We start from the raw sequence: 22,818 nt of genomic DNA on the forward strand, positions 1-22,818 counted from the left end.
ACTGGAGCGGCGGCCTATCGACGCGTGTGACGTTCAATCGTCTCTCAATGACTCATTGTGTCCAGTGCGATCGCCGCGGGCGCTCTGTTCCCCCCCCAAGGGGGGAGGGAGCGCACCGCATTCTTTGGCGGCGGATCCGATCCTACTCACACCGGAAGACGTTCTTCCGGATGGTGCCGTGAACGCCCCAATTGGCATCGACCACCTGGGTGACGCCAAAATCGGCACCGACCGACATCAGCGAAATCGCCTCGTCCTCGCTCAGATGATGCACCGTCATCAGGAACCGGCGCAGCTTGCGGAAGGCATCACGCATCGCGCGGTCGAGGCTGGAGTGATTGGCAATGTCGGTTTGCGCGTTGACGCCGAGCTCGGCGAGATAGTTCGGATAGGTAAAGCCGTACACCGACCAGGCCTGATCGGTTTCAAGCAGAGGATGGGTGAGGCCTTCGAGCGCCGTGCCGCCGAGCTCGTTGTTCTTGTGAAGGATGAACTCGAAGTCGCCGGTCAATGATGTCTCGATGGCGGTGCCGCCGAGCTCGCTGTCGCCCTGCGCGGCATGCGGATCGCCGACCGAGAAGAAGGCGCCGGGCACGGCCACCGGGTAATAGATCCGCGCGCCCTTGCCGATGCGCCAGTCGTCGATATTGCCGCCGGTATAGCCGGGCGGAATCGAGGAGACGAAATCGGCTTCCGTCGGCGCAAGCCCCATCGTGCCGAAATGCAGCCGCGCCGGCACCTTGATGCCGGGCAGGATGTTCTCGCGTTTGGCGATCGTGGCGTGATCGACACGCACCCCGGGATAATCGATGGTCGCGTGCACGATGCCGTCGGGGTCGGTCTGCGGCGTCCACACATAGTTATACACCGCCTTGGCATGAGGCTCGCCCGCGGTGTCGAGCTCGAAGATGGTGATCACCTCGCGCGGCTTCGGCTCCTCGATCAGGTCGTGATAGTGGAAGCCCCAGTTCGCCGCGACATTGGAGCCGAAGCATTTTCCGGCGTGGCAGCCGCATTGGCTCGGCCGCGGCCGGATGTCGAGGATGCGCACTTCCAGCACATCGCCGGGCTCGGCGCCTTCGATCGCCACGGGGCCGGTGAGCAGGTGGACGCCGAGGCCTTCGCCGGAGCCACGGACGAACGGACCTTCGGTGGGCCCCGCGCCGCGGCGCGCGACCGCCTTGTGCTCGCGCGTCCAGGCGAACACGCTCTCGGCGCCGGGATCGTCCTTGATCATGCGCTCGTAGTCGTCATTGGCATGATGCGTCAGAGTCTCGATGGTGGCGCGATCGCCGGAGCGCAGCGTCAGGGCCGGGGCAACCACTTTGCTGAAATAGCCCCAATGAACGGTTTTGGACGAAACCGGCAGCAGATGATGTCTCATGCAAGGGCCTCTTTGCGCACAGATCTGGGAAGAGTTCGGATTGGATCTGGTCCTGGCCTCATGGTTCGAGACGGCTCTGCGCGCCTCCTCACCATGAGGGTCTGACGTGTTGCTGCGTAAAAGGTCCTCATCCTGAGGAGCCCGCCGCAGGTGGGCGTCTCCAAGGATGGCCACGCAAAGGATGCCGCTGCGGCGTTTACTGCCAGAGCCGTTCGCCTTGCTGTATGGGATATCATCGCACGGACTCCTTCTGCCGCTCCGCATCCATCACAGAGAGGAAGCGCGCGGTCAGCGGGTGGCGCGGGTTGGACAACACCTCGTGCGCCGGGCCTTCCTCCAGGATCACCCCGCCGGTGAGGAAGGCCACGCGGTCAGCGACCTCGTCAGCAAAGCGAATCTGATGCGTGGAGATGATCATGGTCAGCCCGTCGTCGATCGCGAGCCGGCGGATCACCTCCAGCACCTCGTTGACGAGCTCGGGGTCGAGCGCCGAGGTCGGCTCGTCCAACAACAGCACGCTGGGATTGGGCGCGAGCGCACGGGCGATCGCGACGCGCTGCTGCTGGCCGCCGGACAGATGCCGAGGCAATGCGTTGGCGCGATGGCTGAGGCCGACGCGGTCGAGAAGCTCCGTCGCCCGACGATCGGCTTCGAAACGTCCCATGCCGTGAACCCAGCGCAAGGGACCGGCGATGTTCTCCTTCGCCGTGAGATGGGCGAACAGGTTGAATTGCTGGAACACCATGCCGACGCCGACATTGGCGCGCTCGTTGGCGATCGCGCGCGGTGACAGAGCCCGGCCGTCTTCACCGTGACCGAGGCGCTTGCCGCCGACGCGCACCAAGCCGGAATCCCAGTTCTCCAGATGATTGATGCAGCGGAGCAGGGTGCTCTTGCCCGAGCCGCTGGGGCCGAGCAGCGCGACCACTTCGCCGATGCGCACGGTGAGATCGAGGCCGTCGAGGACGGCGTGGCCGTCATAGCTCTTGCGCAGATCCTTGACCTCGACCGCGATGTTGTTGCGGGCGATGGTGGCGGCGCGCCTGGCGCGGTCCTCGCTGGTGAGCGCGAGCGGCGGCGTCTCCTTCAGCTCGGCCGGTTCGGGCGCCGCGGTGTCGGTCGCGGGGCCGGTTGTCTCGGCCAACGCCAGCTTGGTCGCGAGATCGATGCGGCGCCACGGCAGATAGTCCGCGAGCCGGCGCTGCTTCGTGCTGCGATCGAGATCGAGCAGCCATTCCAATCCGAGCTGGACCACGCTGACCGCGCCGGTCAGCACGAGATAGAGCAGGCCGGAGGCGAAGAAGATCGAAAAGAAATCGAAGGTGGAGGAGGCGAGCTGGGTCGAGCGCAGCGTCAGCTCCTGCACCGCGATCACCGAGGCGAGCGAGGAGTTCTTCAGCGCACTCACCGCTTCGTTGCCGAAGGCGGGGATCATGGTGCGGATCGCCTGCGGGGCGATGATCCGCCGCATCAGGACTGCCGGCGTCATGCCCAGCGCCTGTCCCGCAAGCAGCTGGCCGCGATCGACGCCAAGCACGCCGGCACGCAGCATTTCGGCGATGAAAGGGGCTTCGTTGCAGGCGAGCGCAAGTCCGGCGGCCAGTACCGCCGGCAGCTTGATGCCGATATGCGGGAGCGCGTCGTAGGCGAACACCATCTGCAGGATCAGCGGCGTGCCGCGGAAGATCACGGTGTATCCGCGCGCCAGTGCGGCGAGCGGCCAGAAGCGGCTGAGCTGCATGGCCGCGATGATCACGCCGAGCATCAAGCCGCCGATCAGCCCGAGCGCCGTGACCTGCAGGGTCAGCTCGATGCCCTGGAGCAGGTATGGCAGGCTGAGATAGTGCAGGAACAGGGACATCGGTGAAGAAGGCCTGACGAGTTGCGGCTAGGTTGGTTCGGCGAGCCGTCATTGCGAGCGAAGCGAAGCAATCCAGAACCGAAAAAGGCTGGATTGCTTCGTCGCTTCGCTCCTCGCAATGACGAATTCCCTGTTTCTATGGCCGAGGTTCTTCCCCCTCTCCCAAGGGGAGAAGGGGAATCGGCGGGGGACGCTCATGGGAGCAAATCGTACGAACGCTCAATCCGCCTGGAGGATATCCGGCTCCTTGAAGTTGGCGGGATCGAGCTCCCACTTCTTCAACAGCTCCTGGTGAATGCCGGCCTTCTGCACCTCGATCAGCGCGGCGAGCACAGCATCACGGAATTTCGGCTTGTCCTTTGGCACGGCGATGCCGACCGAATAGGGGATCGTCACCGCGATCGCCTTCTCGAGCTTGTCGGGATAGGCCTTCACGGCCTGGTCCACCGTGTTGACGTCGTTGATGTAGGTATCGGCGCGTCCGGCCAGGATCGCCTGGATACAGTTGGCGTTGTTGTCGTAGAGCTGCAGCGTCGGTTCCGGCTTGCCGGCTGCCTTGCACTTCGGTCCCATGTCCTGCACCAGCGGCACCTCGACGAAGCCGGTATTTTCCGCGGCGGCCGCGCCGCACAAGGTCATGTCGATGCCGTGAATGCCCTTCGGATTGCCCTTGGCGACCAGCACGCCGTCGAACACTTTCGAATAGGTGATGAAGTCGGCGGCCTTGGCCCGCTCCTTGGTGGCGTAGATATCGGAGATCACGATGTCGGCCTGGCCGCTCGCGAGCGTGGTCAAGAGCGCTGCGAAGGTCACCGGCTTGTAGGTCAGCTTGAAGCCGAGGCAGTCGCCGATGGCTTCACCGAGATCGATGTCGAAGCCGACATATTTGCCGGGATCCTTGGGATCGATCGATTCATAACCCGGCGTGTGCGGGTTGATCGCGTTGACCAGCGTCTTGCCTTTCCAGTCCGGAAATTTGTCCTGCAGCGCCGCGCAGCCCGCGGGCGTCGCGGCCTGCACGCCGACAGGCGCCAACAGTCCCGCCGCGATCACGGCGCCGAACGCGGCAAGACACGCGCGCCGCGCCTTGGTGAATAGCCAATTCTGCATGTTGCCAGCTCCTTCGAACGGTGATGGTTGCGTGGTCCGGCGGTGCTGTGATGCCGCCGCCGCGGTCCAAGCTCGAAGGCAAGCTTAGGTGTGCGTGCGCACGGAAAACTTGTCCGTAGGCGCACAATAAGTTGCATCGCTGTAGGTCAGAGATTGAGCAGAGCTTGCCCAAAAACTATCCGCGTCAGTCCGACCCGGACATTGGTCAGCGCTCGTGTCTGAGGTGAAGCGTCGCGGACTTACGCCTACTGATCATTGCCGCGTGCCCGCTGAGGCTATGCAAGTGTGCATCGCGAGACCTTGCGCCGTGGGCTTGGCTGGCGCGTTGCGGCCGACTACTGTGCCGCCATTCGACGTCGAGTGTGTGGGGCGATCTCGTTGGTTAGGTATCTGCAATGATGTTCCGTTTGACGGAACAGCTGTCGTTTGGCCGAGTCCTGATGCGGACTCTGATCGTCCTCGCCTATCTCATCATCTTCGCGCCCGTCGTGATGATCGTGGTCACGAGCTTCTTTGCGCAGGAGCTGATCAGTTTCCCGCCGCCGGCGCTCTCCCTGAAATGGTACGCCAACGCATGGGACAAGCCCGAATTCCTGCGCGGCCTGCTCACGAGTTTCCAGGTCGCCCTCTTGGCGGCGGCGATCGGCGTGCCGATCGGCACGGCTGCCGCGCTCGCCATCGTGCGCGGCGAGTTCCCGGGACGCCAGGCCTTGAGCTCCTTCCTCCTGGCGCCGCTCGCCGTGCCCGGCGTGGTCGCCGGCTCCGGCCTCTATATGCTCTACGTGCTGGCCGAGGATTTTTTTGACCGCGATATCAAGGCGACCACCGAAGGGCTGGTGGTGGCGCACTCGCTGCTCGCAATCCCCTGGACCGTGCGTCTTGTGGTAGCGAGCCTGCAAGGGCTCGACCGCAGAGCTGAAGAGGCGGCCGCCAATCTCGGCGCTGGTCCGTTCACCGTGTTTCGCCGCATCACCTTGCCGATGATGCGGCCGGGCATCGTCGCCGCGGCGATGTTTTCCTTCATCCAGAGCTTCGAGAATCTCGACCTCTCGATGCTGCTCGTCGGCCCCGGTCGGATCACGCTTCCCGTCGCGATGCTGAACTATCTCGAATTCCGGATCGATCCCACCCTGGCTGCGGTGGCGACCGTCCAGATCACTCTGGTTGGCCTGCTGATGCTGGTGACCGACCGCTTCGTCAAACTCTCCCGGGTCGTTTGATGTCGCGGCTGTCTCTTGAAAAATTGAGCAAGCGCTTCGGCACCTCGGTCGCGGTCGACGAACTCGATCTCACGATCCAGCAGGGCGAACTGGTTGCGCTGCTCGGCCCCTCCGGCTGCGGCAAGACCACCACCTTGCGGATGGTCGCGGGCTTCCTGCCGCCAACCGGTGGCCGCGTGCTGTTCGACGCCGAGGATGTCACGAGGTTGCCGGCCCACAAGCGCGGCACCGGCATGGTGTTCCAGTCCTACGCGCTGTTTCCGCACATGACGACGGCCGACAATGTCGGCTTCGGACTCGAAATGCGCGGGCTGAATGCAGCGGAGCGCAAGGCGAGGATCGACGAGGCGCTCAGGCTCGTGCGGCTGTCGCATCTTGCCGATCGCTTGCCGCGTCAGCTCTCCGGCGGCCAGCAGCAACGCGTGGCGTTGGCGCGGGCGCTGGTGATCAACCCGCGCATCTTCCTGCTCGACGAGCCTCTGTCCAATCTCGATGCCAAATTGCGCAGCGAGGTGCGGCTGGAGATCCGCGCGCTGCAGCAGCGCCTGGGCCTGACCACCTTGATGGTCACGCATGATCGCGAGGAGGCGCTGACCATGGCCGATCGCCTCGTCGTCATGGAGGGCGGCCGGGTGCGCCAGATCGGCACGCCGCAACAGCTGTACGACACGCCGAGCGACGCCTTCGTCGCGGACTTCGTCGGGCGCTGCAACATCCTGCTCGGCCGCCGCGAAGACGCCTCTCACTTCCGCACCGAGGGCGGCCTGCTGCTGCCGGTCGACTCGGCTGCGGATGAATGCAAGGATGCGACTGCCTTTGCGCTGCGGCCGGAGCGCATCGTGCTGCAGGTGGATGCGACCGCAGGGCTGCAGGGGCGATTGCAGGCCGTCACCTATATGGGCCCGCAGACCGAATATGTGATCGCAGTAGGCGATGAGACCCTGGTGGTGGTCCGCCAGACACCGAGTGCCGGTGAGCCGCTCGCTGCGCTCAGGCCCGACGACTTCGTGTCCCTGCAATGGGACCACAAGGCTCCGCGCCTTGTCCCGCAAACATCAGCATGAGTGAGAGGTCATCATGATTTCGCGACGCCATTTTCTCTCTGCAACCGCCGGCGCTGCGGCGTTGGCCTCCGCTTTCCCTGCGCGCGCCGAAGGTGGCCAGGTCGTGGTCGGCACCTGGGGCGGCGACTATGGGCAGCTGCTGAGCGATATCATCGACAAGCCGATCCTGGTGCCGAAGGGCTACGAGATCGTACAGGACATTGCCAACAATGATCCGCGCAAGACCAAGCTGCTCGCCGAGCGACAGAGCCGGCGTGGCTCGATGGATGTTGCGTGTCTCTCCGACGGCGACATGTACATCGTTGCGCAATCGGGCACGTTCGATCCGGTCGACGCCAAACAGGTGACGCGGCTCGACAAGGTGTTTCCGGAGCTGAAGAGCGAGATCGCGATCCCGCACATCTATTCCGCGCAGGTCATCCTCTACAACACCAACCTGGTGAAGACACCGCCGCAATCCTTCGCCGACCTGTGGGATCCGAAATGGCGCGGCCGGGTCGGCCTCGCCGACATCCTTTATCCCAACAACACGCTGGCTGCAGCGCTGGCCGGCGGCGGCGGCCCGTCCAATCTCGACCCGGCCGAGAAGAAGCTGATGGAATGGCGCTCGCTCGACGTGAAGATCTATCCGTCGAACGAGGCGTTGGCGGCGGCGCTGAAGTCGGAGGAGGTGTGGCTGACCACGATGTGGCTTGCCCGCGGCTTCCAGTGGAAGAAGGCCGGCATTCCCTTGAACCACGTGGTCGCCAAGGAAGGCGCGCCGGCGATCGTATTCCAGGCCTCGGTGCCGAAGAACGCCAGGAACAAGCCGGGCGGCTTCGCCTACCTCGATGCCATGCTGGACGCCAAGGCCCAGGTCGCGTTCTGCGACAAGATGGGCTACGTGCCCACCGTGTCGGATGCGGTGCTGTCGGAGGATCTCGCCAAGCAGGTCAGCCTCAACGAGGCCGAGCGCGCCCGTCTGTTGAAGCCGGACTATGCCTACGCCGCTGGCCGCACCCAGCGTACGCAGGACTTCTGGAACAAGGACTTCAAGGGCTAGATCTAGGGGCTCGATGATGGCGCTGCTGGTGGTTCCCGCCTGTCTGCTGGTGCTGGCCCTGCTGGTCGGGCCGATGATCCTGATGTTTCGGATCTCGCTCAACCAGTTCAGTCCGACCCAGCTGATGGTGCAGGCCTTCACGCCCGAGAATTATATCAAGGCCGCGACCGACCCGTATTACCAGCAGATCATCGTCTCGACGCTCGGCATCGCGCTGCTTTGCACCCTGCTGACGCTTGTGCTCGCCTTTCCGGCGGCCTACTGGCTCGGCCGCATCGAGAGCCGCTGGAAGAGTTTCGTGGTGATCGCGACGCTGTTTCCGCTGCTGGTCGGCAACGTCGTGCGCTCGGCCGGATGGATGGCGTTGTTCTCGCGTGACGGCCTGCTCAACACCGCGCTGGAAAAAGTCGGCCTGATCTCCGAGCCATTGGAGATCATGTACACGCCGAAGGCGGTCATCCTCGGCATCATCGCGGTGGTGCTTCCTTACATGATCCTGACCATCGCATCCGTGATCGAAAGCATTCCGCACGATCTCGAGGATGCGGCCGCCAATCTCGGCGCCTCCGGAGCGCGCGTGTTCTGGAGGGTCATCTTGCCGCTGTCCGCGCCGGGTGTCGCGGCGGGCTCGATCCTGGTGTTCGTGCTTTGCATGAACACCTATGCAACAGCGGTGCTTCTCGGCGGTCCCAAATTCAAGATGATGGCTCCGGCCGTCTACGACCAGTTCGTGCGTGGCAACAATTGGCCGATGGGAGCCGCGCTCGCCTTCATGCTGCTGGCGGTGACGATGGCATTCACGGTGTTTGGCAGCGTCGCTTTCGCGCGACGGTACAGGACGGCGTAGGGCGATGATAATGATTGCCGTCATTGCGAGGAGCGTCAGCGACGAAGCAATCCAGACCTGCTTTCCGACTCTGGATTGCTTCACTTCGCTCGCTATGACGACAACTGATTGGAATACAAGGAAACGAGAGCATGACTGAACAGGCCGACATCCTTCCGGGCGACGAACTCGCGCATATCAGGAACAAGGGTGAAGTGCCGATCGTGCCGAAGGCGACCTCGCGCGATCGCGGCACGGGTCCGTTCAGGCGGCTGGCGCTGCGCGGGGCCACGGTGATTGACGGCACCGGCGCGCCGCCGATCGGTCCCGTCGACATCGTCGTCGAGAACGGCCGCATCGTCAGCATCAAGAAGGTGGTCGGCTATGGCTACGACGCCGGTTCAGGCCAGCCGGCCGATCATGAGATCGACTGCCGCGGCAAATGGGTGACGCCGGGCTTCGTCGATTGCCACGCCCATGCCGGCGTCGCCTATCATTCGGCGAACGGCTGGGTGCCGCCGGTCGATTATGTCTACAAGCTGTGGCTGGCGCATGGCGTCACCACGGTCCGCGAGATGGGCTCGATGAACGGGCTGTCCTGGATGATCGACCAGCGCGAGCGCGCCCAGGCGAACACGATCGCGGCGCCGCGGCTGTTGGCCTACGCCTATTTCCCGGCCGTCAACGACATGGTCAAGACGATTTATACGCCGGAGCAGGGCCGCGCCTGGCTGCGCGACGTGAAGGCGCGCGGCGCGGACGGCATCAAGTTCTTCGGCGCGCCGCCGGCGATCATGGAGGCGGCGCTCGACGAGTGCAAGAAGCTCGGCCTGCGCGCCGGATGCCATCACGCGCAGATGGCGGTGTCGCGCATGAACGCGTTGACCACCGCGCGCTGGGGCCTGACCAGCGCCGAGCACTATTACGGCCTGCCGGAGGCGCTGTTCGAGGATCGCGTGATCCAGAACTTCCCGCTCGACTACAACTACACCGACGAATATTTCCGCTTCTCGGTGTCGGGCCAGATGTTCCGGCAGGGCGCCGAACCCGGCTCGGCGAAGTGGAATGAGGTGCTGGAGCAGTTCCTGGAGCTCGGCTTCACCTTCGTTCCGACATTCACGATCTATGACGCCAACCGCGATTTGATGCGCGCGCGTCAGGCCTATTGGCACAAGGATTACACCTGGAAGTCGATGTGGGACTACTTCACCCCGCAGCGCGGCGGCCACGGCTCCTACTGGTATCGCTGGTCGACCCAGAACGAGATCGAGTGGAAGGAGAATTACCGGCTCTGGATGGCCTTCATCAATGAATACAAGAACCGAGGTGGCCGGGTCTGCACCGGCTCCGATTCCGGCTTCATCTACCAGATTTTCGGCTTCGGCTATGTGCGCGAACTGGAGCTGCTGCAGGAGGCCGGCTTCCATCCGCTGGAGGTGATCCGCTCGGCGACATCGCAAGGCGCGGCGCTGTGCGGTCTCCAGGACGAGATCGGCACCATCGACATCGGCATGCGCGCCGACATGCTGGTGCACGACCACAACCCTCTGACCGATTTCAAGCTGCTCTACGGCACCGGCGCGATGCGCTTCAATGATGCCTCCAACGCGGTCGAATGGCATCGTGGTCTGAAATACACGATCAAGGACGGCATCATCTACGACACCGAGGAACTGCTGGCCGACGTGCGCGAACTGGTCAAGGCGAGCTGGGAAAGCGACGTCCCGGAGAAGTACGCAGCCAAGGATGCCGCGGCGCCATGAGCGCTGACATCATCGACTTCTTCGTCCTGACCGGCTTTCTCGGCTCGGGCAAGACCTCGCTGCTGCGCGATCTCCTGCTGGGGGCGGCAGCGGCCGACACCGCCGTGATCGTCAACGAGGTCGGCGAGATCGGGCTCGACGGCGTGATCCTGCGCGAGAGCGGGGACGATGTGCCGATGGCCATGCTCTCCAACGGCTGCGTCTGCTGCCAGATCGGCTCCGACCTTGCATTCACGATCGACCGCCTGATCATGGCGCCGCGCCCTGCAGGCGCGGGGCCGTTGCGGCGAATCATCCTGGAGACGTCCGGCCTGTCGATGCCGGGTCCGGTGTTGCGCCAGCTCGCGACCTTGGCCGAGCATCGGATGCGCGTCGCCGTGATCGGCACCTACGATCTCACGCGGGGCGCGGCGGTGGCTGCCTTCGAGGAGGCGGCGGCGCAATGGGCGGCGTCGCACCGCATCGTCGCGACCAAGGCCGACCTGCTCGGATCAGAAGGCTTGGCCAAAGCGCCGGACGCGATCGCCAGCATCAATCCGGTCGCCGAGGTGGTTGTGACCGCCGATCGCGCCTTGGCCGTGAAGATCGCCTTCGCGCCGCTGATGGCGGCGCTGCCGTTGCGCGAACCGGCGCCGATGCTGACATCGGCGCATCCGCGGCTGGCGTTATGTCTGGCGCGGCCGGCGGGCGGACTCGCTTATTCCGATCTCGCTGCCTGGCTCGATAACCTTGCCGGCGCGCTTGGCGAACGCCTGCTCCGCATCAAGGGGCTGGTCGGGGTTCACGAGGCGCCGCGACCGCTCCTGATCGAGAGTGTCGGCACGGTGTTCTCGCCCCCGCGCCAGCTCTCTGCTGAGAATCCGCCGCAGCCCTTCATCGTGGTGATCGCGCGTGATGTCGCGCGGGTTGAGATCGAGCAGGTCGCGCCAGCGGGTCTGTTCACCTACACTTGGCGGCAGCCGGAGACCGCGCTGGATGCGCCCACAATCAAAGCGGAATGGGTGAGCTGAGCAGATGAGTGGGACCGACACGACCGCGTCGGCCTGGCGGGTGCCGCCGGCCGACTATGTGGCGGCGCGGCCAGTCGACTATCGGCTGACTCAGCCGTCCTCTTGCTACGTGACGATGCACGACGGCTGCCGCATCGCCGTCGATGCCTACGTGCCACAGCCGAAGGATGGTGCCGGTCCGGGCCGTTTCCCGACGCTGCTGTTCTTCACCCCCTACTATCGTCGCTTCAAGCTCAGGCCGGGGGGCAGCGGCGAGGTCAATCCCAACACCGGCAAGTTTCGCGACTACTTCGTGCCGCGCGGTTACGCTGTCGTCGTCGTGGATGTACGCGGCACCGGCGCCAGCTTCGGCACGCGCGACAGCTTCCGCTCCCCCAGGGAGCGTGAGGACAGCCGCGAGATCGCCGAGTGGGTCGTTGCGCAGTCCTGGTCGAATGGCGCAATCGGGGCTACCGGCATCTCTTATCTCGGGGCTGCCGCCGATTTCCTCGCCAGCACCGGACATCCTGCGGTGAAGGCGATCGCGCCGTTGTGCTCGGTCTGGGACACCTACGCCGACAATTACTTCCCTGGCGGCATTCAGCTGAAATCGCTGACCAAGGTCTATGACGAACTGATGGTCGGGCTCGATCACGATCGGCGCGACGTTCTCCGTCAGTTTTCCTATTTCGCCAATCCGGACTTCGAAGGGCCCCAACCGGTCGATGAAGACCCAGATGGCGTGCTGCTGAACGCGGCGATCACAGAGCATCTCGGCAATTTCCGCCAGACCGATTTCATGGCCGAGTTCAGGTTTCGCGAGGAGGGGCTGCCTTACGATCCCACCTTCAGCTCGGCCTCGTTCAGTCCCTATGCGGTGTCTGACGGCATCAGGCCGGACGTCGCGATCCTGTCGGTGTCCGGCTGGTTCGACGGCGCCGGTTATGCCAATGGCGCCATCGCGCGGTATCTCACCCTGCAGGACAATCCGCGGCATCTGTTGCTGGGCCCGTGGGATCACGGCGCCCGCATCGATATCTCGCCGTGGCGCACGTCGGTCGAGCCGGGCTTTCCGCTGCTCGGCGAAGTGCTGCGCTTCTTCGACACCTATCTGCTCGGCTATGACACCGGGCTGATCGACGAGGCGCCGATCCATTATTACGCGGTGCATGCGGAGCGCTGGCGCGCCGCGCATCAATGGCCCCCGGTCATGGCGCGACAGCGGTTGTATCTGGCGTCCGATGGAGCGCTTGCCGAGGCCGCGCCGCAAGCGGGCGAAGATCGATATCGGGTCGATTTCAGCCGCGGCACCGGCAACAACACCCGCTATGAGCGCATCGCGGGTATCGACAGCCGGGACTATTACGCGGACTGGCAGGGGCGGACCGAGGCGATGCTGAGCTACACCGGCGCGCCCTTGCCGTCGGCGATGGAGCTCGCCGGGCACGGGCTTGCGGAGCTCTGGCTTGCCTCGGGCGAACCGGATCTCGCACTGTTCGTCTATCTCACCGAGATCGAGGCCGACGGCACCGAGCGCTATGTCACCGAAGGCCTGCTGCGTGCGCTCCATCGCAAAGAGAGTGAAGCGCCGGACAATTATCGCACAGCATGGCCATTCCGCAGCTTTGCTCGGGGCGATGCCATGCCGCTGATCCCGGGACAGTTCGAACGTATCCGCGTGCCGCTGCTTCCCGTTGCTTGGCAATTCGCGAGAGGCAGCCGCATCCGCATCTCCATCGCGGGCCATGACGATGATCATTGCGGCCAGGTGCCGCATGGCCGTCCGCCGCTGATCACGCTGATGCGTGGCGGCGACAACGCGTCCGCGATCGAGCTGCCGTTGGTTGCGGTGTGACGAAGCCGGTCTGTTGCCGCGTTGTCAGTGCGTCACCTCCTCCGCAAGTGGGGGAGGTGACGAGCGTCGCATTCTGGCGAATGATAGACTACCGCTCCGGATAGCTCATCGCATAAGCGTCCATGAGCGCCTGCTCGAGCAGCCGACCCGCGCTGTAGCTTGCAAGTGTCGCTGGGCGCTCCACGCCGGGCAGCAGGCGGTCGCACGGCTCGGGCGCGCCGAGCACGGTGCGCACGGGAATGCGTTCGGCATGGATCGGCAGCGCATAGTCTTCCTCGTCATCGATGATGCCGGCGGAGCGGATCTTCGCCGAGGCCTTCTCGATTTCCATCGCGACAACGGCGGTCGCTTTGAGCTCCTGCTCCGTGGTCGGGCGCAAGGTTGCGGTGCGGCCAGGGAAGAAGCGATCGACCATCATGGTGAGGGCACGTGCTTTCTCGGCCTGGTCCTCGATCAGCTTCGCGTGGCCGAACGCCATCACCGCGCGGTAGTCGGCCGAATGGTGAAAACCGCTGCGCGCCAGCACCAGGCTGTCGAGATGGGTGACCGTGAGGCAGGCTGGCTGCCCCTCCGAAAGATTGCGCAGCATGCGGCTGGCGCTGGAGCCGTGCCAGTACAGCGTGGTCCCTTCGCGCCAATAGAGCGTCGGTGTGCAATAGGGCCGGCCGTCGATGACATAGGCGACATGGCACAGCGCGGCGGAATCGAGCAGGGCGTGGACGGTGGCGTAGTCATAGCGGCCACGGTCGTGGCGGCGCTTGACGCGGTTGGTCTCGTCGACGGGATAGCTGGCCGCGGCCTGCTCGGACATGGGACTTTCTCCTGTTGGATGATCGTCCATGCCATGGCAAAGTGGTTGCCGCGAGTTCCACTTTGATGCCAAACTTAGCAACCACTTCGAAACGCCGGGACGACGTTCTGGCCCTGCCGATCCGGCTCGACCGCGCCTTGCGCAATCAGCCGCAGCAGGTGCACGCGGCGCTGCGCACCGCCATCGTCGACGGGCTGCTGGCGCCGGGCTTGCGCCTGCCGTCGACACGGGCGTTGGCCGAGCAACTCGGCGTGCGCCGTAATGCCATCGTTGCGGCGTATGAACAGTTGCTCTCCGACGGGCTGGCTGAAGCGCGGCACGGCGCCGGCACCTATGTCGCGGCGCAGCTGCCGGCGCCGCCACCGGCGGCTCCAGCGGCAGACTTCGCCGTCCAGACCACGCCGCACCGTCCGTTCGCGCTCGGCTTCACGCTCGTGGACGCTCCGTTGTTGAAGCGGCTTGCCGCTGCGAGCCGCCGCCGCATTGCGCAGGCCTCAAGCGATGAACTCGGCTATGGCGATCCGCGCGGCAGCCTGCATCTTCGTACGCAGATCGCCCATTATCTTGCGGCCAATCGCGGCATCCGCTGTGACCCGAGCTGCATCCTGATCGTGTGCGGCACGCAGCAGGGCTTGCGGCTCTGCGTCGAGGCGCTGCTGAGGCCGGGCGATCCCGTCTGGTTCGAGGACCCCGGCTATTATGCGTCGCGTAACACCTTGCGCGCATCCGGCATGAAGCCGGTGCCGGTGCCGGTCGACGGCGAAGGCATCGTGGTCGCCGCCGGCAAGAAGGCCGATGCAAGGGCGGCTTACGTGACGCCGTCGCATCAGTTCCCGACCGGAGTCGCGATGAGCATGGCGCGACGGGTTGCGCTGCTTAGCTGGGCGCAAGCGACCGATGCGTTCATCTTCGAGGACGATTACGACAGCGAGTACCGCTTTGCCGGCCCGCCACTCACGGCGTTGGCCGGTATCGGCGGCGAACGCGTGATCTATATCGGCACCTTCAGCAAGACCTTGTTCGCGGGTCTCAGGCTCGCTTATCTGGTGCTGCCGCCAGCGGTCGTGCCGCGCGTGGTCGCCGCGCGCGCCTCGCACGATCGCTTTCCGCCGCGCTTCATGCAGGATGCGCTCGCCGACCTGATGGCCGATGGCGAGATCGCAGCGCATATGCGGCGCATGCGCCTGCGCTATCGCCAGGCGCGCGACGCGGTCGCCGAGGCGTTGGAACGCTCGGCCAAAGGCTGCCTGCATCTGTCGGCGCCGGCTCAAGGCCTGCATCTGCTCGCCACGTTGCCGCCTGGCGCGCCCAAGGACGCGGCGCGGCTGATCCGCGAGCGTGCGGGGATCGAGAGCAGGTTGCTGTCGGACGCACGCATCGTGCAGCGCGGCCCGGACGGGTTCATCCTCGGCTACTCCGGCTTTGCAGTCAGCGATCTCATCGCTGCGGCCAGGCGGCTCGGGCGCGCCGCGCACGACGGGCTGCACGAGCGCGATCGCCGGGGCGATCAAAAAAAATAGTCGGCGAAAATTTCGCTTTTTCGGCGCGGAGACGATGGCCGGCAATCTGCCCGCGACCGGACTGGCTGGCCTGCACAAATGCTATCGATACGGATCGCTCTGGATGTTCGGCGCGGTCTGGCGCACGCGGCGCAGCGTGATCGGCGCGCCGTCGGAGACGAATTGCAGTTCATAGGCGCGGCCGGAGCGATCCGTTGCCTGACAGGTCACGCTTGCGACCTGCAGCGCGGCGAAATTGCCGATCTGGCGGCAGACGCCGGCCGAGGTCTCTGCTGCTGGCACCGGGATGCCATCGACCTTCGGCCGGTCCTTGGAGTTCAGCAGCATCCGGTCGACCGGCAGCTCATAGAGTTCCTGCTGGGTCCGCGAGCGGTGGCCATGAAGGCCGGAAAACGCGATGATGTGGCTTTGATCGGCCGGATCGTCGAGCGCGACCGTGAAGTGGGCGCGCCCCTTTTCGCTATGGAAGAAGGCGACTGCCTTGCACGGGTAATCCTGGCCGTCGACCTTGAGCGTACGGCAGGTGCCGGACATCAAAGCGTAGAGGTCGATGTCCGGGGCGACCTCCGGCGCCGTCGAGGCCGGGGTGGGCGTCTGGGCCAGCACAGGCGTGGCGAGAACCAGGACGCCCGCGAGGAGCATCGACCGGCCGGAGAAGCGATCAAGGAACCGATCAATGTACGAAGGCATGAAGGAGCGGGACCACATCGGACGAAGGTTGGGCCAGTCGGCAGAGCTATTGCAAGCAGGGTGACGGCGGAAAGGCGGCGAAAAAACGATAATGATTCATCGAGCTTATACCGCTCGCGAGGGGGTTCGTCACGCCCGCCGAGGACCGTCTCACCACACTATCGATGTGCCGGTCGCATCGATCTGGCTGGCCGACGTGCTCGCGGGCCCGATCACTCGGCCAGCGGGATCGTCGAGATGCTGCCCTGGAACTGGAAGGCCGCAGCCGTCCCCGCCGCTGCCTGATCGGCTCTCTGGATTGCTGCCGCCGAGAGCGGCCAACCTGCGGCCTTTATCGGATGCGTTCTGAAATGGAGATACTGGCGGCCGGTTAATATTGCTGGTTCTATGGTGATGACAAGCGCCGATGATGTATGGGGCTATTCCCGCAATCCTGCGTCGAGCTGATAGAGCAGTGCGTGGAGCTTGCCCTTGCTACGAGGGCGAGGCGGAAATCGCTGAACCAGCTCCCTGACTTCGGGTGATGCATGCGAAATGGCCCAGCGAACCTCGGCATCTCCCTTGTCGGACCCGTCGCTTGCGGAAAGGGCGCTGGCGTGCGCGGCGTAGGCGGCCGGGCTCAAAATGTGACTTGTTTGGTGCGATGTCGCAATCGGATGTGTGTAGGCCGTTGCAGCAGCAGTCGAAGCTGCCCGAGCTGCCGCAGCGGCTGAAGGCTCATCGACCTCTTTCGCGGCTGATTGGGCGGCCCAAGCGAGCTTCCGCAGATTTGCCGTTCGCACGCCGCTTCGCGCAAAAACTTTGGCACCGTCAATGGCATCCCGCGGACGAGCGTCGTTTGGCGCGAGCGCTTCAAAAATCGGAAGCGCGCGTTCCGCGCAATCCGCCGCCCATCCCGCGATGTGACAAAGATCGGTCATCGTCAATTCGATCGCGGGCGGAAGATCGTCCATTGATTGCACTCCACGAGGGCGTCGCAATTCGTACTACTTGCCCATCAAGGCCTGCACCCGCAGCTTCCAGAGGTTCCAGACCCGGTCCATGATCACCATGTTGACGGCGTCGGCCTTGGCGCCTTCCTCCGGACTGAGATAGGTGACCTCGCTGCCGAGTCCGATCGCCTGGGCTTGCAGCTTGGCATTGACGTCGGTGTAATAGGCGCGGAACACCGCGACCTTCACCGCGGAGCCGACCGCGACATCGCCGTGGCCGCGCATCAGCACGATCGATTTGTTGCCGAGTGCAGTCGCCAGCGCGTTGCCGATGGCGTTGTTGCTCACCAGCATGTTGGTGGGGCCGAACTCCTTGCCGATGTCCCAGACCGGCGCGCCCGCGGCCAGGAAGGCGGCGTTGTGGAACAGTGGGCGTAGCGGGGTCTTGCTGACCGAAAACGGAATCACGCCCGGCGAATGGGTGTGCACGACCGCCATCACATCCGGCCGCGCCCGGTAGATGGCGGCGTGAATGAAGCGCTCGAGGAAGACGGTGCGGCCGCGTGCGTCGACCGGCTCGCCATTCTCGTCGAACTCCATGATGTCGTTGGCGGTCACCAGTGCCGGCGCGAGCGAACGCGACATCAGGAAATGCGACGGATTGGCCGGGTTGCGCACGCTGACATGGCCGAAACCGTCGACCACGCCGAGATCGGCAAGGATGCGGCTGCCGACCACGATGTCGTCGAGCAGTTCGTGCGGGACGTTGGGAATAGTCTCCTGCGCCTGTGATGGAGGGGCGGTCAGAAGCAGCAAAGTGATGGCGACGGCAGCAAGGTGGCTGATCTTGTGCATCTGATCGCTCCGACTGTGTGTGCTCGCCGAATTGGCTTCGACCCTCTGAGCATACGCGCCAATGGCTTACGTCACCGGTGCGGGGTTGAACAGGGTGAGGTCGTTATGGATGCCCCAGCGGTCCGACCATGGCTTGGTCCGGCCGGAGGCGACATCGAGGATCAGTTTGAACAGCTCCCAGCCGGTCTCCTCGATCGTCATCTCCCCGGTCGCGATGCGCCCGGCGTCGAAGTCGATCAGGTCCTTCCAGCGCCGCGCCAGCTCGCTGCGGGTCGCGACCTTGATCACCGGCGCGGCGGCGAGACCGTAGGGCGTGCCGCGGCCGGTGGTGAACACCTGCAGGGTGATGCCGGAGGCGAGCTGCAGCGTCCCGCAGATGAAGTCGGAGGCAGGCGTCGCCGCGAACAGCATGCCCTTCTGCCGCGCCTTCTCACCCGGTGCCAGCACGCCCGCGATCGGGCTGGAGCCGGACTTGACGATCGAGCCGAGTGACTTCTCGACGATGTTGGCGAGGCCGCCCTTCTTGTTGCCGGGCGTGGTGTTGGCGCTGCGGTCGGCGCCGCCGCGGGCGAGGTAGGCGTCATACCACGCCATCTCGCGCACCAGCGCGCGGCCGACCTCCTCGTTGATGGCGCGCCGGGTCAAGAGCTGGATCGCGTCGCGGACCTCGGTGACTTCGGAGAACATCACGGTCGCGCCGGCCCGCACCAGGAGGTCGGCGGCAAAGCCCACGGCCGGATTGGCGGTCACGCCCGAGAACGCGTCGCTGCCGCCGCATTGCAGGCCGATCACGAGGTCGGACGCGGGGCAGGTCTCGCGCTTGCGCGTGTTGAGCTGAGCGAGCCGTGCGTCGGCCTGGGTCATGATCGCATCGACGATGGCACCGAAGCCGTTGAAGGCTTCGTCCTGCATGCGCACGATCGCATTATCGACGCCTTCGGGCACCAGCCGCTCCGGCGCGAGCTTCTCGCAGCCGAGGCCGACCACCAGGATCTCGCCGCCAAAGTTCGGGTTTTGCGCGAGGTTCTGCAGGGTGCGGATCGGCACCACGGCATCGGGCGCGGTGATGGCGACACCGCAGCCATAGGCGTGGGTCAGGCCGACGACGTCATCGACGTTGGGATATTTGGGAAGCAGCTCGTTCTTGATCCGCTTGATCGCGAATTCCAGCGTCCCCTTGACGCATTGCACCGAGGTCGAGATGCCCAGCACGTTCTTGGTGCCGACCGAGCCGTCGGCATTGCGATAGCCCTCGAAGGTGTAGCCTTCGAGCGGGGGCAACGGGGCTGGCACGGCGGTTGCGATCTCGAGCTTGTCCAGGGCAGGCGCCTCGGGCATCTCGATGCGGGCCTCGTCGACCCACTCGCCGGCCGCGATCGGCGATTTGGCGGTGCCGATGATTTCGCCGTAGCGGACGATGGGCTGGCCCTGGCCGATATCGACCAGCGCGGTCTTGTGACCCTGCGGCACGAAGCTTTTCAGCTCCAGGCCGTCGGGAAATCTGGTGCCGGCAGGCAGGCCGAAATCATTGACGACGATCGCGACATTGTCGCGCGCGTTGAGCTTGATATAGCGCGGCTCCGCCGCCGCGACTGTCAGATGTTTCATGCCTGCTCCCTTCGGACTAACTCGTAGGGTGGGCAAAGCGAAGCGTGCCCACCGCCTTGTCGGTCAATCCGGCCGGTGGGCACGGCGCTGCGCGCCTTTGCCCACCCTACAGATCTGACTTGAATTTTCGTCATTGCGAGCGAAGCGGCTTGTCCACCCTAGCCCGAAGGGCGACGGCGGAAGCAATCCAGGCTCAAAAAGAAAGTCTGGATTGCTTCGTCGCCTTCGGCTCCTCGCAATGACGAAGCGTGTCAGCGGCTCACGCCGGATAGGTGTAGGCCGTCTTGACCGTGGTGTAGAACTCGCGCGCGTAGGAGCCCTGCTCGCGGGCGCCATAGCTCGAGCCTTTGCGGCCGCCGAACGGCACGTGATAGTCGACGCCGGCGGTCGGCAGATTGACCATCACCATGCCGGCCTCGCTGTTGCGCTTGAAGTGCGACGAGTACTTCAGGCTCGAGGTGCAGATGCCGGCTGCCAAACCGAACGGCGTGTCGTTGGCGATCGCAAGCGCCTCGTCGTAGGTCTTGGCGCGGATCACCGCGGCAACCGGCCCGAAGATCTCCTCCCGCGCGATGCGCATGCTGTTGCTGACTTCGGTGAACAGCGCCGGCTGCATGTAGAAGCCGGGAGTCTCGCGGTTGAGCAGCTCGCCGCCCCAGGTGAGCTTGGCGCCTTCGTCCTGGCCGATCTTGAGGTAGCGCTGATCCTGCTCGAGCTGGTTCTGGTCGACGACCGGGCCGATATGGGTGCCCTGCTTCACGGCGTCGTCGACCACGAGGCCCTTGAGCCGCTCGGTCATCGCCACGACGAACTTGTCATGGATGCCGTCGGTCACGATCAGGCGCGAAGAGGCCGTGCAACGCTGGCCGGTGGAGAAATAGGAGCCATTGACGCAGGCTTCGACCGCGACCTTGAGGTCGGCGTCGTCGAGCACGATCATCGGATTCTTGCCGCCCATCTCGAGCTGGAATTTCTTCAGGGGATCCGAGGTCACGCAGGCCTGCGCGATTCTGCGCCCCGTCGCGACCGAGCCGGTGAAGGAGATCGCGCTGACGTCGGGATGTTCGAGCAGGGTCTGGCCCACCACCGAGCCGGAGCCGACCACCAGATTGAAGACACCGGCAGGGATGCCGGAGCGCGCGATGATCTCGGAGAGTGCGTGTGCCGAGCCGGGCACGAGCTCGGCCGGCTTAAATACGACGGTGTTGCCGTAGCAGAGCGCCGGCGCGATCTTCCAGGCGGGAATCGCGATCGGGAAATTCCAGGGCGTGATCAGGCCGACCACGCCGACCGGCTCGCGGACGATCTCGACCTCGATGCTTGGTCGCACCGACGGACCTTTCTCGCCGGTGAGCCGCAGCGCTTCGCCGGCAAAGAATGCGAAGATCTGTCCGGCACGGGCGACCTCGCCGATGCCTTCGGGCAGCGTCTTGCCCTCTTCGCGCGCCAGCAACCGGCCGAGCTCTTCCTTGCGGGAGAGGATCTCGGCCGAGACCTTGTTGAGCGCGTCGTAGCGCTCCTGCGGGGTCGAGCGCGACCAGGCCGGGAAGGCGGCTTTGGCGGCGGCGATCGCCTTCTCGGTCTGCGCCTTGTCGGCCTTGGCATATTCGCCGACGACATCATTGGTGTTGGAAGGATTGATGTTGCGCGTGGCGCCGCTGCCGTCGACCCATTCGCCGGCAATGAAATTCTTCAAGATCGCGTTCATGTTGTTCTCCGAGAAGTTGCGCGATTGGACGGGCACCTTACCCCATCAAATGCGTTAACGCACGAGACAGGGCCGTTTGTCGTCAAACGTCCAGCCGGGGATGAGGTACTGCATTGCGATCGCGTCATCGCGGGCGCCAAGCCCATGTTGCTTGTAGAGCGCATGGGCCTTTTCGATGGCGGCGCGATCGATCTCGACGCCGAGGCCGGGACGGTCGGGAACGGCGATCTTGCCGTCCTTGATCAACAGCGGTTCCTTGGTCAACGCCTGGCCGTCCTGCCAGATCCAGTGGGTGTCGATCGCTGTCACCTTGCCGGGGGCGGCCGCACCAACATGGGTGAACATCGCCAGCGAAATGTCGAAATGGTTGTTGGAATGCGAGCCCCAGGTCAGCCCGTTGTCCCTGCAGGTCTGCGCCACTCGCACCGAGCCCTGCAGAGTCCAGAAATGGGGATCGGCCAGTGGGATATCGACCGCGCCCAGCCGCAGCGCATGGCCAAGTTGTCGCCAGTCCGTGGCGATCATGTTGGTTGCAGTCGGCAGTCCGGTCGCGCGGCGGAATTCGGCCATGATCTCGCGACCCGAGAAGCCCGCCTCGGCGCCGCAGGGGTCCTCGGCATAGGCGAGGATGCCGTGCATGTCCTTGCACAGCCGGATCGCCTCATCGAGCGACCAGGCGCCGTTGGGATCGAGCGTCACGCGCGCATCGGGGAAGCGCTTGGCAAGCGCGGTGACCGCCTCGATCTCGGCTGCACCCTCGAGCACGCCGCCCTTCAGCTTGAAGTCGGCGAAGCCGTAAGCGTCGCGCGCGGCCTCGGCGAGCTGCACGACGGTGTCCGGCGTCATCGCCTGCTGGTGGCGCAGCCTGAACCAGCCATCCTTTTCGCCTTCGCCGGTGGCGTAGGGAAGATCGGTCCTGGTGCGGTCGCCGATGAAGAAGAGATAGCCGAGCACCTCGACGGTGGCGCGCTGCTGGCCTTCGCCGAGCAGCGCTGCGACCGGCAGCCCGAGATGCTGGCCCAAGAGGTCCAGCAGCGCTGATTCCACGGCCGTCACCGCGTGGATCGTCACGCGCAGATCGAAGGTCTGCTTGCCGCGGCCGCCGGCATCGCGATCGGCAAATTTTTCGCGCATCGCCGCCAGGATGTTGTTGCAGGCGCCGATCGTCTGGCCGACGATCAGGTCGCGCGCATCTTCCAGCGTCTTTCGGATCTTCTCGCCGCCTGGCACCTCACCGACCCCGGTGTGGCCGGCATTGTCGGTGAGGATGACGAGGTTGCGGGTGAACAATGGCGCGTGCGCGCCGCTTAAGTTGAGGAGCATGCTATCGCGGCCGGCGACCGGGATCACCTCCATCGCGGTCACGACCGGCGCGCCGGTGAACCCGGTGCGGACGGTATCCTGGATCATCTGCTCCTCCTTTGGCCGCCTTGTTAGTACCATCGTCATTCCGGGGCAGCCCGTCAGGGCTGAACCCGGAATCTCGAGATTGGCTTGCGTCTTTTCTCTTCCATCAATTCTTTTCCATGAATGTCGAGATTCCGGGTTCAAGGCCTTACGGCCTTGCCCCGGAATGACAC

Annotated in this window: 18 protein-coding genes; 8 read left to right on the top strand and 10 right to left on the bottom strand. The window is 64.8% G+C overall.

The window, feature by feature from the left end; translation table 11 throughout:
• Window positions 1-142 precede the first annotated feature (142 nt).
• The 3 genes from QX071_RS08810 to QX071_RS08820 all read right to left on the bottom strand — a co-directional run bounded on the left by QX071_RS08810 (window position 143) and on the right by QX071_RS08820 (window position 4,355).
• Window positions 143-1,384 (bottom strand): acetamidase/formamidase family protein, encoded by a 1,242-nt coding sequence (locus QX071_RS08810; protein ID WP_315701210.1) that lies wholly within the window; start codon window positions 1,382-1,384, stop codon window positions 143-145.
• Window positions 1,385-1,616: 232 nt separating this feature from the next.
• Window positions 1,617-3,245, bottom strand: coding sequence for an amino acid ABC transporter permease/ATP-binding protein (locus tag QX071_RS08815; RefSeq protein WP_315701209.1), 1,629 nt, complete (start codon window positions 3,243-3,245; stop codon window positions 1,617-1,619).
• A gap of 219 nt (window positions 3,246-3,464) precedes the next feature.
• Entirely contained in the window at window positions 3,465-4,355 is an 891-nt protein-coding gene (locus QX071_RS08820) for an ABC transporter substrate-binding protein (RefSeq protein ID WP_315701208.1), read from the bottom strand.
• A gap of 395 nt (window positions 4,356-4,750) precedes the next feature.
• Here QX071_RS08820 and QX071_RS08825 point away from each other — a divergent pair, with 395 nt between their 5' ends.
• From QX071_RS08825 to QX071_RS08855, 7 genes are all read left to right on the top strand, one after another.
• A complete protein-coding gene (locus QX071_RS08825) occupies window positions 4,751-5,575 on the top strand; it encodes an ABC transporter permease (RefSeq protein WP_315701207.1) in 825 nt (274 codons plus the stop codon).
• Window positions 5,575-6,639 (top strand): ABC transporter ATP-binding protein, encoded by a 1,065-nt coding sequence (locus QX071_RS08830; protein WP_315701206.1) that lies wholly within the window; start codon window positions 5,575-5,577, stop codon window positions 6,637-6,639. The genes QX071_RS08825 and QX071_RS08830 overlap by 1 nt, the downstream gene beginning before the upstream one ends.
• 13 nt (window positions 6,640-6,652) lie before the next feature.
• The gene (locus QX071_RS08835; protein ID WP_315701205.1) at window positions 6,653-7,681 is read left to right on the top strand and encodes an extracellular solute-binding protein; all 1,029 of its coding nucleotides are present in this window, start codon (window positions 6,653-6,655) and stop codon (window positions 7,679-7,681) included.
• A 16-nt stretch (window positions 7,682-7,697) separates the two neighbouring features.
• Window positions 7,698-8,528, top strand: a complete 831-nt coding sequence (locus tag QX071_RS08840; RefSeq protein ID WP_315701204.1) for an ABC transporter permease — start codon at window positions 7,698-7,700, stop codon at window positions 8,526-8,528.
• A gap of 131 nt (window positions 8,529-8,659) precedes the next feature.
• The gene (locus tag QX071_RS08845; protein ID WP_315701203.1) at window positions 8,660-10,270 is read left to right on the top strand and encodes an amidohydrolase family protein; all 1,611 of its coding nucleotides are present in this window, start codon (window positions 8,660-8,662) and stop codon (window positions 10,268-10,270) included.
• Complete coding sequence (locus QX071_RS08850; RefSeq protein WP_315701202.1) at window positions 10,267-11,280, top strand: CobW family GTP-binding protein; 1,014 nt, start codon at window positions 10,267-10,269, stop codon at window positions 11,278-11,280. Before QX071_RS08845 ends, QX071_RS08850 begins: the two co-directional genes overlap by 4 nt.
• A gap of 4 nt (window positions 11,281-11,284) precedes the next feature.
• A complete protein-coding gene (locus tag QX071_RS08855) occupies window positions 11,285-13,114 on the top strand; it encodes a CocE/NonD family hydrolase (protein WP_315701201.1) in 1,830 nt (609 codons plus the stop codon).
• Window positions 13,115-13,202: 88 nt separating this feature from the next.
• Here QX071_RS08855 and QX071_RS08860 read toward each other — a convergent pair whose 3' ends face one another.
• Complete coding sequence (locus tag QX071_RS08860) at window positions 13,203-13,925, bottom strand: pyridoxamine 5'-phosphate oxidase family protein (protein ID WP_315701199.1); 723 nt, start codon at window positions 13,923-13,925, stop codon at window positions 13,203-13,205.
• A gap of 65 nt (window positions 13,926-13,990) precedes the next feature.
• Between QX071_RS08860 and QX071_RS08865 the strand changes: the two genes are divergently transcribed.
• Window positions 13,991-15,445 (top strand): PLP-dependent aminotransferase family protein, encoded by a 1,455-nt coding sequence (locus QX071_RS08865; protein WP_315701198.1) that lies wholly within the window; start codon window positions 13,991-13,993, stop codon window positions 15,443-15,445.
• An 81-nt stretch (window positions 15,446-15,526) separates the two neighbouring features.
• Here QX071_RS08865 and QX071_RS08870 read toward each other — a convergent pair whose 3' ends face one another.
• From QX071_RS08870 to gudD, 6 genes are all read right to left on the bottom strand, one after another.
• Entirely contained in the window at window positions 15,527-16,087 is a 561-nt protein-coding gene (locus tag QX071_RS08870) for a hypothetical protein (RefSeq protein ID WP_315701197.1), read from the bottom strand.
• A 467-nt stretch (window positions 16,088-16,554) separates the two neighbouring features.
• Entirely contained in the window at window positions 16,555-17,088 is a 534-nt protein-coding gene (locus QX071_RS08875) for a putative immunity protein (RefSeq protein ID WP_315701196.1), read from the bottom strand.
• A gap of 33 nt (window positions 17,089-17,121) precedes the next feature.
• A complete protein-coding gene (locus QX071_RS08880) occupies window positions 17,122-17,922 on the bottom strand; it encodes a class II aldolase/adducin family protein (RefSeq protein WP_315701195.1) in 801 nt (266 codons plus the stop codon).
• Window positions 17,923-17,988: 66 nt separating this feature from the next.
• A complete protein-coding gene (gene garD, locus QX071_RS08885) occupies window positions 17,989-19,530 on the bottom strand; it encodes a galactarate dehydratase (RefSeq protein WP_315701194.1) in 1,542 nt (513 codons plus the stop codon).
• 259 nt (window positions 19,531-19,789) lie between these two features.
• Window positions 19,790-21,238 (bottom strand): aldehyde dehydrogenase family protein, encoded by a 1,449-nt coding sequence (locus QX071_RS08890; RefSeq protein ID WP_315701193.1) that lies wholly within the window; start codon window positions 21,236-21,238, stop codon window positions 19,790-19,792.
• A 54-nt stretch (window positions 21,239-21,292) separates the two neighbouring features.
• Entirely contained in the window at window positions 21,293-22,648 is a 1,356-nt protein-coding gene (gene gudD, locus QX071_RS08895) for a glucarate dehydratase (RefSeq protein ID WP_315701192.1), read from the bottom strand.
• Window positions 22,649-22,818 lie beyond the last annotated feature (170 nt).

The sequence above is a fragment of the Bradyrhizobium sp. SZCCHNS1022 genome (assembly GCF_032484835.1).
GTDB lineage: Bacteria > Pseudomonadota > Alphaproteobacteria > Rhizobiales > Xanthobacteraceae > Bradyrhizobium.